Genomic DNA, 14,674 nt, shown 5'->3' with positions numbered 1-14,674 from the left:
AGGCACCGCTCTCAGCGCGCGCCCTTTTCACGTAGTTGCCGCGCGCGCTCCATCGCGGCGGCAATGGCCGCCTTGCGTGCCTCCATGCCCTCGGCGGCCACCGCAGCGGCCGCCGGGTTGGATCTGGCGGCCGATGTCGAATCGGCCTTTGCGCCAGAGCCCTCGTCCTCTATATCCTCCAGCGGCACCCGCTGACGGTGTTGCAGATAACGCTGCTTGGCTTGGTGCGCGAGCGAATCAGACCACGCGGCCCACCCGGTTGCCGTGCCGCTGGCGCTGTCAAGCTGGATGCAGTCCACCGGGCAGACCGGGATGCACAGCTCGCAGCCCGTGCAGTAAGGCTCGAGGACGGTGTGCATTTTCTTGTTGGAGCCCACGATGGCATCGGTGGGGCAGGCCTTGATGCACAGGGTACAGCCAATGCACCACGCCTCGTCAATGAAGGCCACGCTGCGCGGTGCCTCCACCCCGTGGTCTGCACTCAACGGCGTCACGGCATGGCCCGTGATGGCGGCCAGGCGGGCGATGCCCTCAGCACCGCCCGGAGGGCACTGGTTGATGGCCGCCTCCCCCTGGGCGATGGCCTGCGCATAGCTGGCGCAGTCGGGATAGCCGCAGCGCGTGCACTGCGTCTGGGGCAGGGCGGCATCAATCCGCGCTGCGAGGTCGGCGGGGGCAGCGTGGGATGGGGTGGAGCTGGCAGAGACGGGGTGGCTCAAGCCTTGCGCGCCTTGCTCTTGCTGCCACTGCGGGTGGACGGCGCCGCCGTGGCGCTGGTCTGGGCCGTGGCCAGATCAGCGGTGGGCGCCTGCGCTGCACCTGTGGGGGCTGCGGCGGGCTGCACCCAGCGCGTGGCCACAGAGGTGGCCGCAACGGGCTTGGCTGCAGCGCGGTCTGGGGCAGGCTTGGCTGCTGCCGTAGGCGCCTTGGTCGCCTTGGTCACGGCGGTTTTGGCTGCCGGTGCGGGCTTGCTGACAACCCTGGCAGGAGCGGGTGTTGGGCTGGAGAGCTTGTGCGCAGGTGTGGTGGCTGCGGCCGCTGTGGCTGGCTTGGCAGGCAACTCGTGCTCCAGGATGAATGCGCGTACCTTGGGGTACACGATGTCGCGCCAGCGGCGGCCGCTGAAGATGCCGTAGTGTCCGGCTCCCTTGGCTTCGAGATGGCGCTGCTCCTTGCGCACGATGCCGCTGCACAGGTCGTGGGCGGCTTCGGTCTGGCCCGAACCAGAAATGTCATCCAGTTCGCCCTCCACCGTGAAGAGGGCGGTGGTCTTGATGTCTTGCGGGCGCACGCGCTCGATCTTGCCGTCCGGCGAGCGCACATCCCAGGTGCCGTTTACCAGCTTGTAGTCCTGGAACACGGTCTGGATGGTTTCCAGGTAGTAGTCCGCATCCATGTCCAGCACGGCGTTGTACTCGTCGTAGAACTTGCGGTGGGCCTCGGCACTGGCGTCATCGCCCTTGATCAGGTCCTTGAAATAATCGTAGTGGCTGGTCGCATGCCGGTCCGGGTTCATGGCCACAAACCCGGTGTACTGCAAAAAGCCAGGGTACACGCGGCGACCCGCGCCTGGGAATTTCTCCGGCACGCGATAGATCACGTTGTTCTCGAACCACTCGTAGCTGCGATTGGTGGCCAGGTTGTTCACCGCCGTGGGCGACTTGCGGGCGTCGATGGGGCCACCCATCATGGTCATGGTCAGGGGCGTTTTTTCGCCCCGGCTGGCCATCAGCGACACGGCTGCCAGCACGGGCACCGTGGGTTGGCAGACGCTGATCACGTGGCAGTTGCCGTAGATGCCCTGCAGGTGACGGATGAAATCCTGAACGTAGTTGACGTAGTCGTCCAGGTGGAATTCACCCTCCGACATCGGCACCAGACGTGCATTCTTCCAATCGGTGATGTAGACCTTGTGGTCCTTGAGCATGGTGCGCACGGTGTCGCGCAGCAGCGTGGCGTAGTGGCCTGACAGCGGAGCCACAATGAGCACCACGGGCTGGCCCTTGAGCTTGGTCAGCGTGGCAGGGTCGTCCGAAAAGCGCTTGAACCGGCGCAGTTCGCAAAAGGGCTTGTTGACCTCGATACGCTCATGGATGGCGACGCCGATGCCGTCCACATCCACCGTGTGTATGTCAAAGGCGGGCTTTTCGTAGTCCTTGCCCAGGCGGTACAGCAGGTCGTAGCCCGCAGCCATGCGCTGGGCCACCGAGGTTTGGCTCAGCGGCGACACGGGGTTGCTGAATAACTTGGAAGCCGCCTGCGCAAAATCTGTGAAGGGCTCCATCAGGGAGCGCTGGGTTTCGTAGAGGTGGTACAGCATGGGGCGAAACTCCGATTTGTTGCAGTGCAATATAGCAGCACTTGGTAACAAGCGCATGGAGTAAAACCACCAATGCAGAGTCGCTAATGTGACAGGCGGCAGCGCTCGGGTGCAGGCCTCGGTGTGCGGAAGAACAAATATTGCGCTATCAAAAACGATAGCAATCCAGGCAATGAGTACCAGCGCTTGTGCCGATTTTTGTCTTATCCCTGCACTTTGGGCTCCGCGTTGTCGTTCAGCCAGGCCTCGAACGACTCCCGGGCGGAATTGCGCAATGCGGGGCGGAAAGCGGTCTTGTTACTCAAGTAAAGACAGTGCCGGATCACGGTGTACGGGTTGAAGCTTGCCTGCGGGTTTTGTTCTTCAAAGTGCTGCTTGTAGCGTTTGACCACCCCGATCGTCTCGCGCATCAGGCTGTTGAAGCGCGCACGTGTCATGCCTGCCGACCAGGCCTGGATGTCGTCCACAAACCCATCGACCTTGGACGGCTCGAACTCGAAGTCCTTGAAGAAATGCGTTGCGATCTTCAAGAAAGTGAACGCGTTCAGTTCGCTGCTGGTGGCTGCTGAGCGGGCGGGGGCCTGCAAATCTGCGGCGACATCGGGTGCCGGCTCGGCAGTTTCGTCAGGTGCCTGCAGCAGTTCGGCCGCTGTGGCATCCCGGATCTGGCGGAACTCGCGGTCGGCCAGCTCGAACAAGGCCGACAACACGTTGATGCGCCGCTTGAGCTGGCCCGGAATGGATTTTTTGTACTTGATCTTGTGGTCCAGCACGCTCCACGAGTCCTGGATGATGGTGCGCACTTGCAGCTCAAAGGGCCACGGCGCATAGGCGGCGTGCTCTGGCAGGTCGCGCTCGGCCACGCTCAGCCGCAGGTCCAGGTGCAGCCCCTTGTAGCCAAACGACGCTTCCGTGCTTTCCACCGCCGACACCTTGTCGGTCACATCGATCACGGCGAAATGGGCGCGCACTATCTGGGCGACCTTTTCCAGCTCGTCTTCATACAGGCACACCACCCGCACACCAATCAGGTCGGTGATGTAGGTCTCTATGTCGTAGGGGGTGTTGCTCTCTTCCAGCGCCGGACGGTACTTGCGCACGAACTTGCGCACACATTCGTCCACATCCTTGACGCGGCCCTCCACCTTGGTGATGTCCACGCCCCCCGCCTGGGTCACCACCGCCGCCACCCGCGCAGTGAGCGTAGCGCAGGTGTCTTCCAGCGCCACCGCTTGCCCGGCGTACCAAGCGCGAAATTGGGATTCCTCCAGGTCGAAATCAAGCGATGCCATGCCAGGCCTTTGTGGTGGGTGTTGCCAGGGTTGATACGGAAAGTGGGTGCGGGCGCATACGCCTGTGGCCCAGCGGGTGCGAGCATAAACGCCATGCCGTGACCCGTCCCGTGGAGTTTGCGCGCGAATGCCTCTTTTCGGCGCAGGACAGATGCTCATAATGGTGCAGCACCGCCGATTCAAGATGCCTGTGCATCCAACACACACCGCCTACCATGACACCCCACCCGCCCCCCGACAACGATGCAACCGCCGGACCTCGGCAGGGGCTGTGGGTGTCTGACGGAGTGGCTGGCACCAGCAACCACCGCTGGCTGCCCGTGGTGTTGCCCCCGTTGATTGCGCTGCTGACGCTGGGCCTCACCTTTCTGTACTGGCAAAGCGAAGAGAAGAACACGCGGACCAAGCGCGAACAGAACTTTGAGGTGGCGGCCGACCAGATCGCCTACAACCTCAAGGACCGCATGGCGACCTACGAAGTGGTGTTGCGCGGCGTCAAGGGCTACTTTGAGGGTTCGGAACGCATTGACCGCGCAGAGTTCCAGGCCTATGTGAGTGCTCTGCAGTTGCAGGCCACCCGGCCTGGGCTTCAAGGGGTGTCGCTGATCTTGCAGTTCCCAGGCAAGGCGCTGTCCGCCCACTTGGAGGACATGCGCCAACGTGGCTTCGACCAATACGCAGTGCGCCCGCCTGGCGAGCGCGACCTGATGGCCCCCATCACCCACATCGAGCCGTTGGAGGGCCCCAACCTCAAGGCACTGGGCTTTGATGTGCTGACCATTCCCCCCGCCAAGGAAGCGCTGGACCGCGCACGCGATACCGGTGCGCTGGCATTGTCCGGCCGCCTGACACTCATGCAGAACGGTACGTCAGGGCTGGTGATGTACTTGCCTTTGTACGCGGCCAACGCAGACAGCGGCACCGTACAAGGGCGGCGACTGGGGCTGGCGGGATGGGTATCCGCACCGTTTCTCATGGAGGATGTGATCCATGGCATGTCCCGCGAATTCGACGCCGACATTGGCTTGCAGATCATCGACACCACCCCAGGCGCTGCCCCGGTGGGACCGGGGTCGGAGGTGGATGCCCCGGGGAGTGCACAACCCGCGCTGCTGTTCAGCAACCTCAAGACCTCGCTCCGCACTGCTGACGGATTGAGCTTGCAGGCGCGGCGTGAACTGGAACTGGGTGGTCGCCGCTGGACCTTGCAGATGGCTCCCCTACCGGGCTTCTCCAAGCGCTTTCAGGACGATGGACACCACCCGGTGGCGTTGCTGGGCTCCGTGCTGAGCCTGATTCTGGCGTGGTTCACCTGGCTGCTGGCCACGGGGCGTGAGCGTGCCGTGGTCCTGGCGCGGGACATGACGGCCGAACTGCGCGCGACTCGCGACGATCTGGAAAGCACGCTCAGCGCCATTCCCGACCTGTTGTTCGAACTGGGGCTGGATGGCTGCATCTACCACTACCGTTCGGCGCGTTCCGAAGAACTGGCCGTGCCACCCGAGATGTTTCTAGGCCGTCTGCTGCGCGACGTAGTCCCCCCCGAAGCCGCTGCCGGGTGCCATGCGGCGCTGGAGGCCGCGCACCGCACCGGGTATTCATCCGGCCACCAGTTCCGGCTGGAGCTGCGCGGTGCCACGCACTGGTTTGAGTTGTCGATTGCGCGCAAGGAGAGTGCAGCGCCTGGCGACGAACCGCGGTTCATCGCACTGTCGCGCGACATTACCGAACGCAAGCAAGCCGAGGCGCGGTCACACCAGCTGGCGTACTTTGATGCGCTCACTGGTCTGCCCAACCGACGCATGCTGCTGGACCGCATGGAGCATGCGCTGGCCAACGCCCAAAAGGCCGCGCAGGTGGGCGCTGTGCTTTACATCGACCTCGACAACTTCAAGCAGATCAACGACGCGCGGGGCCACACGGTGGGCGATACGCTGCTCATGCAGGTGGCCCAGAGGCTCACACATTTGCAACGCCCTGGAGACACCGTGGCGCGCCTGGGCGGTGACGAGTTTGTGGTGCTGGTGCACAACGTGGCGTCGGACATGGAGTCCGCCGGGCGTGCCGCGCTGCTGGTGGCTGAAGAGATGCGCGCAGCGCTGGAGGCGCCTTACACCATCGACACCCACCTCTACAGCACCACCGGCAGCATCGGCATCACGCTGTTCCCCAAGCGTGGCGAGGGCGTTGAAGACCTGCTGCGCGAGGCCGACACCGCCATGTACCGCGCCAAGGACCTGGGCCGCAACCGCATTCGTTTTTATGAAGCGGCCATGCAGGCTGATGTGCAGGAACGCCTGGCGCTGGAGCAGGACCTGAAGAAAGCCCACGCTCTGGGCCAGTTGGCTGCATTCGTGCAGAGCCAGGTGGACGCATCCGGCGCCGTGGTGGGCGGCGAGCTGCTGATGCGCTGGGAGCACCCCGTGCGAGGCAATGTGCCCCCCAGCCGCTTTATCCCCATCGCCGAGGCCTCCGGCTTGATCCTGCGCATGGGCGACTGGATGATCCAGCAGGCCTGCGAAACCCTGGCGCGCTTGCAGGCAGCGGGGCGCGAGCTTTCGCTGTCCGTCAATGTGAGCGAGCGGCAGTTCCGCCAGGACGACTTTGTGGAGCGCGTGCGCCACATCCTGGCCCACACCGGCGCCAACCCGGCCCTCCTGATCCTGGAGGTGACCGAAAGCCTGCTGATTGAGGACCTGGACGACACCATCGCCCGCATGACCGAAATCGTGGGTCTGGGCGTGCGGTTCTCCATTGACGACTTTGGCACCGGCTATTCGAGCCTGGCCTATCTCAAGCGGTTGCCGCTTTACGAGCTCAAGATCGACAAGAGCTTTGTGGACGACACACCAGACGACCCCAATGACACGGCCATCGTGCAGTCCATCATCTCGGTGGCCCGTCACCTCCACCTGCGCGTGGTGGCCGAGGGTGTGGAGACACGCGCCCAGGCGGACTTTCTGGTGGAGAGCCACTGCGAATGCCTGCAGGGCTACCTGTTCGCGCGGCCCGAGCCGCTGGCCGCCTGGCTGGGGCGGCTGATTACGTAGCCGCAGTGGCCAGTGCGCCAGGCCCAACGCTTTGTTCGGGCGCAGCGCTCGCATACGACTGCACCGCCAGCGCATGTACCTCCCGCGCGGGGCGGTCCTTGAGCAGATGGTTGCTCCACACCTGGCGCCAGATGCGGGCGCCCGGCAGACTGTGGCGCAGGCCCAGCATGTGGCGGGCGATGTGGGGCCAGGGGGTGCCGTATTGGGCGGCCTCGCGCTCCATGTACTCGACCATCTTGATTTCGACCTCTTCGCGCGTCAGGGGGCAGGGCACACCACCTTGTTCGCCGTAGTAGAGCTGGTCCCAGCGGGCCAGCCACCAGGGGTTGTGGTACGCCTCGCGGCCAATCATCACGCCGTCCAGGTGCATGAGCTGCTCCTGAACCACCGCGTCGGTGGTGATGCCGCCGTTGATGGCGATGGTGAACTGCGGAAATTCGGCCTTGAGGCGGTGCACCACCTCGTAGCGCAGGGGCGGCACATCGCGGTTTTCCTTCGGGCTCAGGCCCTGCAGCCAGGCATTGCGCGCATGGACGATGAACACGGTGCACCCGGCCTCAGCCACCGTGCCGATGAAGTCGCGCACGAAGCCGTAGTCCTCCACCTTGTCGATGCCAATGCGGTGCTTGACGGTGACAGGCACATCCACCACGTCCTTCATGGCCTTCACGCAGTCGGCCACCAGCTGGGGCGACTTCATCAGGCTGGCACCGAACGCGCCGCGCTGCACGCGGTCGCTGGGGCAGCCGCAATTGAGGTTGATTTCGCCATAGCCCCACTGCGCGCCCAGGCGTGCGGCCTCAGCCAGCTTGTCGGGCTCATTGCCGCCCAGTTGCAGGGCCACGGGATGCTCTTCGGCGTTGAAGCGCAGGTGGCGCTCGGTACCGCCGTGGATGATGGCGCCCGCGTTCACCATCTCGGTGTACAGCAGGGTCTGGCGGGTCAGCAGCCGGTGAAAGTAACGGCAGTGGCGGTCGGTCCAGTCCATCATGGGGGCGACGGACATGCGCCAGGGGCTCAAGGTGGGTTCCACAGGCAAACAACGAAGGGCGGGGAGGGGAGGTTCTGCAGCAGAACGCCCCTCTGGTCGGGGGCGCTGCGGGGCTGCAGTCGCGAAGCCGTAATTATCCCACTGCCTGCGCAGAGGGTGTTGGAGCAGGGTTTTGGATCAAAACGGGCGCAAGCGCCAGTGCTATTTGCTCTGGTTGCTATCAAATATGGAGTGCATGAGGCCGTGAGTTGTGGCCTGCAGGGTTCATGCGCCCGGGTGCCAGGGCATCAATACTCGCTCTGCCTCAACTCTTGCAACCCGTATTTCCGCACGATCCTTGCCCGCTGGCGTGGGTCGATGTTGATGTGGGCGGCGTCGTGGCCCACCTGGGCCATTAGCCTCGGGTCCATCACGCGGCGCCACAGCGGCGGCACATAGGCCAGGGTAAACATGCCGAAGTAGCCGATGGGAAGTTGCGGCACATCGTCAAAGTGCCGCAACGACTGGTAACGGCGCAGCGGGTGGGCATGGTGGTCGGAGTGCCGCTGCAGATGGAACAGTGCCCAGTTGGAGAACGCATGGTTGCTGTTCCACGAATGCTGCGGGCGGCAGGGTTCGTAACGGCCACGGGCATCGCGCCTGCGCAGCAGGCCGTAGTGCTCGACATAGTTGGCCGAAGTGAGCTGAAAGTTGGCCCAGAACGACGCCACCAGCAAAAAGGGCAGGATGCCCGCACCCAGCCAAAAAGTCAGGCTGACCCAGAGCAGCACGGTGATCAGCGCGGGCTGCAGGATCTCGTTGTGCCACGACAGCACCGGCTGGTGCTGGCGGGCCAGTCGGTCTTTTTCCAGCGCCCAGGCGCGGCGTGCAGCCCCGGGCATTTCACGCAGCACAAAGCGGTAGATGGACTCGCCCATGCGCGATGATGCCGGGTCGGCCGGCGTGGCCACATCGCGGTGGTGGCCTCGGTTGTGTTCGATGAAGAAGTGCCCATAGGCCGTGGGCGCCAGCACCAGCTTGGCCAGCCAGCGCTCCAGCGCCGTGTTCTTGTGGCCCAGCTCATGCCCCAGGTTGATGCAGAACCCACCCACCGTGCCGGTGGTCAGCACCATCGCCAGCACGCCATGCCAGGGCAGGGGCTGCGTGGCCACCCACCAGGCGCTGAAGACGAAAGCCGCCCAAAGCACCGGCACCAGCAGGTAGGTGATGCGGCGGTAGTAGCGGTCACGCTCCAGTGCGGGCACGGCGGACTCGGGCGGGTTGCTTCGGTCTACGCCCAGCAGCCAGTCGAGCAACGGGGCGACGAGGTAGAAAAAGGCCACCGGCGCCCACAGCGCCAGTGGGTCGCCTGTCCACCCCATCAGCGCCGGGCCCACGCCAACGGTGCATGGCACCACCAGTGACAGCAGCCACGCATACCGCTTGCGGTCGCAGTAGGGCGGGGTGGTGGGCAATGGGGCTTGCAGCATGGGGCGGCGTTGACAACACGGGCCTGCAAATGGTGCATTCTGGACGGGCGGGGAGCAAATGCCAGTTTTATTTGGCATTCTGCATTTGCTACGGAAAACTGGCTAAAAACAACCGATAGCGCCAGTATTGATTGCCCTGGTTGCCGTGAAATAGTGAGTGCTCTGCACTGGGTGCTTGCAAGCAGCGGCTGCTGCACTTTGCCTTGCGTCAAGACGGGGCATTGGCGCTATCAGCGATACTCGCGGCGCTCTCGATGCCTGCGGAGCCACGGGCCCACCGCCTGTTTCAGCGCCCCGGGCTCCGTTTTGTCACCCCGTTTCCCATGCACCACACCATTTTTGACACGCCGGTTGTCAACACGCTTTTGCGCGCTTTTTCCCGTTTCACATTGCGCATCACCGGCTGGAAGATTGAAGGCGCTTTGCCCACCCACGCCGCCAAAAGTGTGCTGATTGCCGCGCCCCACACCAGCAACTGGGACCTACCATACACGCTGATGCTGGCCTTCTCGCTGCGCTTGCGGGTGTACTGGATGGGCAAACACAGCCTGTTCAAGGCGCCGTTCGGTGGCGTGATGCGCTGGCTGGGCGGCATTCCGGTGAACCGGGAGCAGTCCGGCAACCTGGTCGCCACGTCGGCCCAGGCGATGCGGGAGGCCGATGGCCCCATGCAACTCATCGTGCCGCCCGAGGGCACACGCGGCAAAACGCGGCATTGGAAGACAGGCTTTTACTTCATCGCTCAGCAGGCGGGCGTGCCCATCGTGCTTGCGTTTGTGGACTATGGTCGCAAGGTAGGCGGCCTGGGCCCGGTGTTCGAGCCCACGGGTGACCTCGACAGCGACATGGCGCGTATCAAGGCGTTTTATGCGCCCATCCAGGGCAAGAACCCCAAGCAATTTGAGACCTGATGTGGGTCGTCAAATTGTTGAATGAAATCGGCCTCTGGTGCTTATATAGAAAGCACCGAATGCTATCAAAAATGTAGTTGCTGCGTTGGTGGCAGCCGCCTTCACGCCCCCACACTTCGCCGATCGATTTTGCGGCTGAGCACGATGCTGGTCTGCGTCTGGTGCACGCCATCGAGTTGCCCCACCTTGTCCAGCAGGGTGTCCAGCTGCTCATGGCTCGCGCAGCGCAAGAACACCAGGTAGTCAAACGGCCCGCTCACGGCCGACACTTCTTCGACTTCCGCCATAGCCTCCAGCGCGCGCAGCACAGTGGGCGCTGTTTTGGGCAACACGCTGATGCTGCACCAGGCCCGTACGGTGGTGGCATCGAGCCGGGTGCCCAGCCGCACCCCATAACCGGCCACCATACCAGAGCGCTCCAGCCGCGCGATGCGTGCCACCACGGTGGTGCGGGCCAGGCCGAGCTTGCGCGCCAGCGTGGCTGTGCCCTCGCGCGCATTGGTCTGCAGCAGGCTGAGCAGTTGCCGGTCGGTGTCATCCAAGGTCTGGTTCATGCGCGTTTCTTCAAAAAGTCATAACGCCCATCATATTCGCCGTTGTGGCAAAAAAGAAAGCAGCTTTCGACGTTTTGAACGCTACACATTGACAGTGCCATTGCCTAGCATCAAGGCATCCACAACACCTCTCCGCTGCATGCGGTGAGCACTACCGGGAGCGCTGCCATGACCACCTTTTCCACCCATTCCAACACCACCGCCCGCCACTCCATCACCGTCCTGGGGGCTGGCCACATCGGTTTTGCCATGGCGCTGCTGCTGCAGCAGGCCGGCGACTACGACATCCTGGTGGTGGACCGCGACCCGGCGCGTCTGGCCGAAGTGGCGGCTTTGGGCGTATCCACCGAGTTGGCGACTGACGACGCAGGCCTGAAGGCCGCCATCGATGGCCGTTTTGCCGTGTTGAACGCGCTGCCGTTTCACCGCGCCGTGCCGGTTGCGACGCTTTGCGCCGCAGCCGGAGTGCATTACTTTGACTTGACCGAGGACGTGGCCAGCACCCAGGCCATTCGCGCACTCGCCGCCAATGCCCGCAGCGTGCTCATGCCCCAGTGCGGCCTGGCTCCCGGGTTCATCGGCATCGTGGGCAACGATCTGGCTCGCCGTTTTGACACCCTGCACACCTTGCGCATGCGCGTGGGCGCGCTGCCCCGCTATCCGCAGGGCGCCCTGCGCTACAACCTCACCTGGAGCACCGAGGGCCTCATCAACGAATACTGCAACCCTTGCGAGGCGATTGTGGACGGCGTGCGCACCACGGTGCCTGCGCTGGAGGGGCTGGAAACCTTTGCGCTGGACGGCGTGGAGTACGAGGCCTTCAACACCTCGGGCGGGCTGGGCACGCTGACAGAAACGTGGGCGGGCAAGGCGCGGCAGGTGGACTACCAGTCCATCCGCTACCCCGGCCACAACGCCATCCTGAAGCTGCTGCTCAACGACCTGCGCCTGCGCGACCGGCGCGATCTGCTCAAGGACATTCTCGAAACCGCCATCCCCACCACCGATCAGGACGTGATCGTGGTGTTTGCCACCGCATCAGGCCTCAGGGGCGGGCGGCTGGTGCAGGACTCGTACTCGGCCCATATCGTGGGCACGCAAGTGGCCGGGCACACGCTGAGCGCCATCCAGCTCACCACGGCCGCAGGCATCTGCACGGCGCTGGACCTGGTGGCGCAAGGCAAGTTGCCGCAGCAGGGCTTTGTCGGGCAGGAGTCCGTGGCGCTTGCGGACTTTCTGGCCAACCGCTTTGGTTCCGCCTACGCCCGGGAGGGCGAGTTGGTGTTGTAAGAAGCAAGCCGAGGCTCAGCGCCCCGGCTTCTGGTACATGCCCTCAATGGCCTCGGCAAAGTGCGCCATCAGGTTGTTGCGCTTGAGCTTGAGCGTGGGCGTCATGAAGGTGTTCTCAATCGTCCAGGGATCAAGCGTCAGGTGCACCGTGCGCGGCACGGCATAGCGGGCAAAGCTGGCGGTGTTCTTTTCGATGCGCGCCAGCACAGCACGGTGCACGCTGGGGTGGTTCAGGCTGTCGGCGGCCTGGGGGTTCAGGCCCAGGTCAGCGGCCAGCCGCTGCCACTCGCCCGGGTTCAGCACGGCCACACAGGCAATGAAGGGGCGGTTTTCGCCCACCACAAAGGCCTGCTCCAGCAGGGGGTCGGCCAGCAGGGCCAGTTCCAGGTCGCCCGGTGGGATCTTTTCGCCGGTGGATGTGACGATGATTTCCTTGATGCGGCCCTTGATGTAAATGCGGCCGTTCACGATGTCGGCCTGGTCGCCGGTGCCCAACCAGCCGTCGGTGCTCAGGATGCGTGCGGTGTCTTCGGGGCGCTTCCAGTAGCCCTTCATCACGATGGGGCCGCGCACCTGCAGCTCGTGGTTGTCGCCGATACGCACTTCCACGCCGGGCAGGGCCTTGCCTACGCAGGCGGGGTCGTTGTCGTCCAGTGCGTTGACCGACACCACCGGTGCGGTCTCGGTCATGCCGTAGCCCTGGATCAGCGGCAGGCCCAGGCCCAGAAAACACTTCGCAATGGTGGGCGACAGCGGTGCGCCGCCACTCACCGCCACACGCACGCGGCCGCCAAACTGGGCCAGCAGCGGCTTGGCGACCAGCGCTTGCAGCAGGGGCCAGGGCAGGGCGGCCATCCAGCCTGCGGCCTGGCCTTCGCTGGCTGCCGGGGCGGGCAGGCCTTGCACGGCACAGAAGCGGGCCCAGCCCTTGTTCTGCGCGGCTTCGTACAGCTGCATCTTCCAGGGCGTGGGCGAGAGCTTTTCGAGCAGCTTAGCGTGAATGCGCTCGTAGATGCGCGGCACCGACACCAGCACGGTGGGGCGTATGGTTTTCAGGTCTTCCGCCAGCTGGGCCACCGAGCGGGCATAGGCCACGCAACTGCCCGCTGCAATCGGCAGGTAGTAGCCGCCCGTGCGCTCAAAGGTGTGCGACAGCGGCAGGAACGACAGGAACACGTCGTCCACCGTGGGTGCAATGCGCTCCAGCACGGCCTTCACGTCGCTGACCACGTTACGGTGGGTCAGCATCACGCCCTTGGGTTTGCCGGTGGTGCCAGAGGTATAGACGATGGCCGCTAAGTCATCGGCCTGCGGGCCTGTGGCCGCGGTGGATGCGTCCGTTTGCGCCGCGCCCGTCAGCCATTGCGCCAGCGACCCCACGGCCGGGTTATCGCTCGACGCTGGGGTGGGCTTGAACGCGTCGTCGTCATCGGTAATCACCACGGCGCGCAGGGCCGGGAAGGACGTGCCCACGGCGCGGATCTTTTCCCATTGCTCGGCCTGGCTCACGAACAGCATCGAGGCCTCGCAGTCCGCCAGGATGTAGGCGATGCTGCCGGGGTTGTCGATGGCGTGCAGAGGCACGGGCACGTCGCCGGCGGCCAGCGTGGCCTGGTCTGCACACATGGCATTGAGGCTGTTGGGCAGCAAGATGGCCACGCGGGCCGCCGGGGGCAACTGCATTGCGGCCAGGGCGTGGGTCCACGTGCTCACGCGCTCTGCGGTCTGTGCCCAGGTCAGGCTGGCCCATGTCTGACGGGAGGAGTCAAAAGCCCGGTAGGCCTCGGCGTCGGGGGTGCTGGCAGCGCGGTAGGCGAGAAGCTGTGGCAGCGTCTGAACGCTGGAGATGTCAGAAGGAATAGGGGGCATCAGACTCTGCGTTAAAGGCGTGGCGCAAGCGCGCGGCCTCAGTAAAAACCCGAGTGATCATACCCACTGGCCCCGCAGTGGACGCGTGCGCTCAACCCTTTCATTTTGTAAATGGTGTGTTCCTGTTACTGGAATGATCTGGGCAGTATTCGCTTGGGCCCTGCGTTGGTTCGACCACAATCCAGCACGCCGCCAGAGCCCGGCTCGGTGTGCTGCGCGCCTCGGGGCTCACGTTCAACCCACCCTCAGCGGACACCAAGGAAGTGGTGCGCGGCACCAGTGTGCATTTTTTATATATCTGTCGGTCGAAAATAAATAGGGATATGGATGACTTACAAGCGCCAAAAAATTATCAATATTCTGCTTTTTTTGCTTCTGCTGAGCCTCATGCTTTTTTCCTGGAAGAATGCTATGCGGATAGGTAATCAGGCGCAAAGGAATTCCATGTATGGCGTGGCAAAAATCTGGTATCAAGTCGCGGCCTATACGGGCGATGCGAATGCCCAGAACAATTTGGCAGGTTTTTATGCGGAAGGCCTGGGTGGAGAGCGTAGTGATGCCCTGGCAGCCAAATGGTTCGAGAAAGCTGCAGCGGCCGGGGTATCGGCCGCAAAATTCAATCTTTCCAATTTTTATGAGGAAGGGCGTGGTGTCCCGCAGGACATTCGCAAGGCGGTCAGTCTGCTGGAAGAGCTGGCACAGCAGCGAGATGCTGTCGCTGCATTCAACCTGGGGCATATCTATGCTACGGGAAGGAACGATTTTCCCCAGGATATTCAGAAAGCCATCTATTGGTATGAAATCTCTGCAGCCATGGGCTACGCATCAGCGCAATATAATCTTGGAAATATCTATGCGCAGGGCGTTGCTGTGTCCAAAGATTATGCTCTTGCAGGACAGTGGGTGGTAAAGGCAGCTCAACAGAACC

The 14,674-nt window shown here is 63.6% G+C and carries 11 protein-coding genes; 4 read left to right on the top strand and 7 right to left on the bottom strand.

All coding sequences use genetic code 11. The features are described from left to right. Positions 1-11 precede the first annotated feature (11 nt). The 3 genes from rsxB to ISS20_RS08990 form a co-directional block, all read right to left on the bottom strand. Complete coding sequence (gene rsxB, locus ISS20_RS09000) at positions 12-719, bottom strand: electron transport complex subunit RsxB (protein WP_291435793.1); 708 nt, start codon at positions 717-719, stop codon at positions 12-14. Further along, complete coding sequence (phaZ, locus tag ISS20_RS08995; RefSeq protein WP_291435791.1) at positions 716-2,320, bottom strand: polyhydroxyalkanoate depolymerase; 1,605 nt, start codon at positions 2,318-2,320, stop codon at positions 716-718. Before phaZ ends, rsxB begins: the two co-directional genes overlap by 4 nt. Positions 2,321-2,523: 203 nt before the next feature. Beyond that, positions 2,524-3,612: a GTP pyrophosphokinase family protein gene (locus ISS20_RS08990; protein ID WP_291435789.1), complete on the bottom strand. Its 1,089-nt coding sequence runs from the start codon at positions 3,610-3,612 to the stop codon at positions 2,524-2,526. Between the two features lie 215 nt (positions 3,613-3,827). On the opposite strand from ISS20_RS08990, the gene ISS20_RS08985 reads away from it, so the two are divergent. After that, a complete protein-coding gene (locus ISS20_RS08985; protein ID WP_291435787.1) occupies positions 3,828-6,662 on the top strand; it encodes an EAL domain-containing protein in 2,835 nt (944 codons plus the stop codon). Here ISS20_RS08985 and dusA read toward each other — a convergent pair. Further along, positions 6,655-7,668: a tRNA dihydrouridine(20/20a) synthase DusA gene (gene dusA / locus ISS20_RS08980; RefSeq protein WP_291435785.1), complete on the bottom strand. Its 1,014-nt coding sequence runs from the start codon at positions 7,666-7,668 to the stop codon at positions 6,655-6,657. The two genes, ISS20_RS08985 and dusA, sit on opposite strands and share 8 nt — an antisense overlap. 272 nt (positions 7,669-7,940) lie before the next feature. Beyond that, positions 7,941-9,122: an alkane 1-monooxygenase gene (locus tag ISS20_RS08975; RefSeq protein ID WP_291435783.1), complete on the bottom strand. Its 1,182-nt coding sequence runs from the start codon at positions 9,120-9,122 to the stop codon at positions 7,941-7,943. Between the two features lie 323 nt (positions 9,123-9,445). Between ISS20_RS08975 and ISS20_RS08970 the strand changes: the two genes are divergently transcribed. Next, a complete protein-coding gene (locus ISS20_RS08970) occupies positions 9,446-10,033 on the top strand; it encodes a lysophospholipid acyltransferase family protein (RefSeq protein WP_121420213.1) in 588 nt (195 codons plus the stop codon). A gap of 101 nt (positions 10,034-10,134) precedes the next feature. Here ISS20_RS08970 and ISS20_RS08965 read toward each other — a convergent pair whose 3' ends face one another. Then, positions 10,135-10,587, bottom strand: a complete 453-nt coding sequence (locus tag ISS20_RS08965) for an Lrp/AsnC family transcriptional regulator (RefSeq protein ID WP_291435776.1) — start codon at positions 10,585-10,587, stop codon at positions 10,135-10,137. Between the two features lie 168 nt (positions 10,588-10,755). On the opposite strand from ISS20_RS08965, the gene ISS20_RS08960 reads away from it, so the two are divergent. Further along, complete coding sequence (locus ISS20_RS08960; protein ID WP_291435774.1) at positions 10,756-11,877, top strand: saccharopine dehydrogenase NADP-binding domain-containing protein; 1,122 nt, start codon at positions 10,756-10,758, stop codon at positions 11,875-11,877. Positions 11,878-11,892: 15 nt separating this feature from the next. Here ISS20_RS08960 and ISS20_RS08955 read toward each other — a convergent pair whose 3' ends face one another. After that, positions 11,893-13,746 (bottom strand): long-chain fatty acid--CoA ligase, encoded by a 1,854-nt coding sequence (locus ISS20_RS08955; protein ID WP_291435772.1) that lies wholly within the window; start codon positions 13,744-13,746, stop codon positions 11,893-11,895. A gap of 327 nt (positions 13,747-14,073) precedes the next feature. On the opposite strand from ISS20_RS08955, the gene ISS20_RS08950 reads away from it, so the two are divergent. Beyond that, the coding region (locus tag ISS20_RS08950) for a tetratricopeptide repeat protein (RefSeq protein ID WP_291435770.1) at positions 14,074-14,674 on the top strand (601 nt) is incomplete at its 3' end.

Origin of the sequence: Acidovorax sp., from assembly GCF_016783915.1 — a bacterium.
GTDB lineage: Bacteria > Pseudomonadota > Gammaproteobacteria > Burkholderiales > Burkholderiaceae_C > Acidovorax.
The sequence above is the reverse complement of the archived record's forward strand: the minus strand, read 5'-3'. Positions and strand labels throughout refer to the sequence as shown.

Bases quoted from the DNA above. Each gene is read 5' to 3' on its own strand.
- ISS20_RS08970 (WP_121420213.1), top strand. From the start codon at position 9,446: ATGCACCACACCATTTTTGACACGCCGGTTGTCAACACGCTTTTGCGC.
- ISS20_RS08960 (WP_291435774.1), top strand. From the start codon at position 10,756: ATGACCACCTTTTCCACCCATTCCAACACCACCGCCCGCCACTCCATC.
- ISS20_RS08965 (WP_291435776.1), bottom strand. From the start codon at position 10,587: ATGAACCAGACCTTGGATGACACCGACCGGCAACTGCTCAGCCTGCTG.
- dusA (WP_291435785.1), bottom strand. From the start codon at position 7,668: ATGTCCGTCGCCCCCATGATGGACTGGACCGACCGCCACTGCCGTTAC.
- ISS20_RS08955 (WP_291435772.1), bottom strand. From the start codon at position 13,746: ATGCCCCCTATTCCTTCTGACATCTCCAGCGTTCAGACGCTGCCACAG.
- ISS20_RS08985 (WP_291435787.1), top strand. From the start codon at position 3,828: ATGACACCCCACCCGCCCCCCGACAACGATGCAACCGCCGGACCTCGG.
- phaZ (WP_291435791.1), bottom strand. From the start codon at position 2,320: ATGCTGTACCACCTCTACGAAACCCAGCGCTCCCTGATGGAGCCCTTC.
- ISS20_RS08990 (WP_291435789.1), bottom strand. From the start codon at position 3,612: ATGGCATCGCTTGATTTCGACCTGGAGGAATCCCAATTTCGCGCTTGG.
- ISS20_RS08975 (WP_291435783.1), bottom strand. From the start codon at position 9,122: ATGCTGCAAGCCCCATTGCCCACCACCCCGCCCTACTGCGACCGCAAG.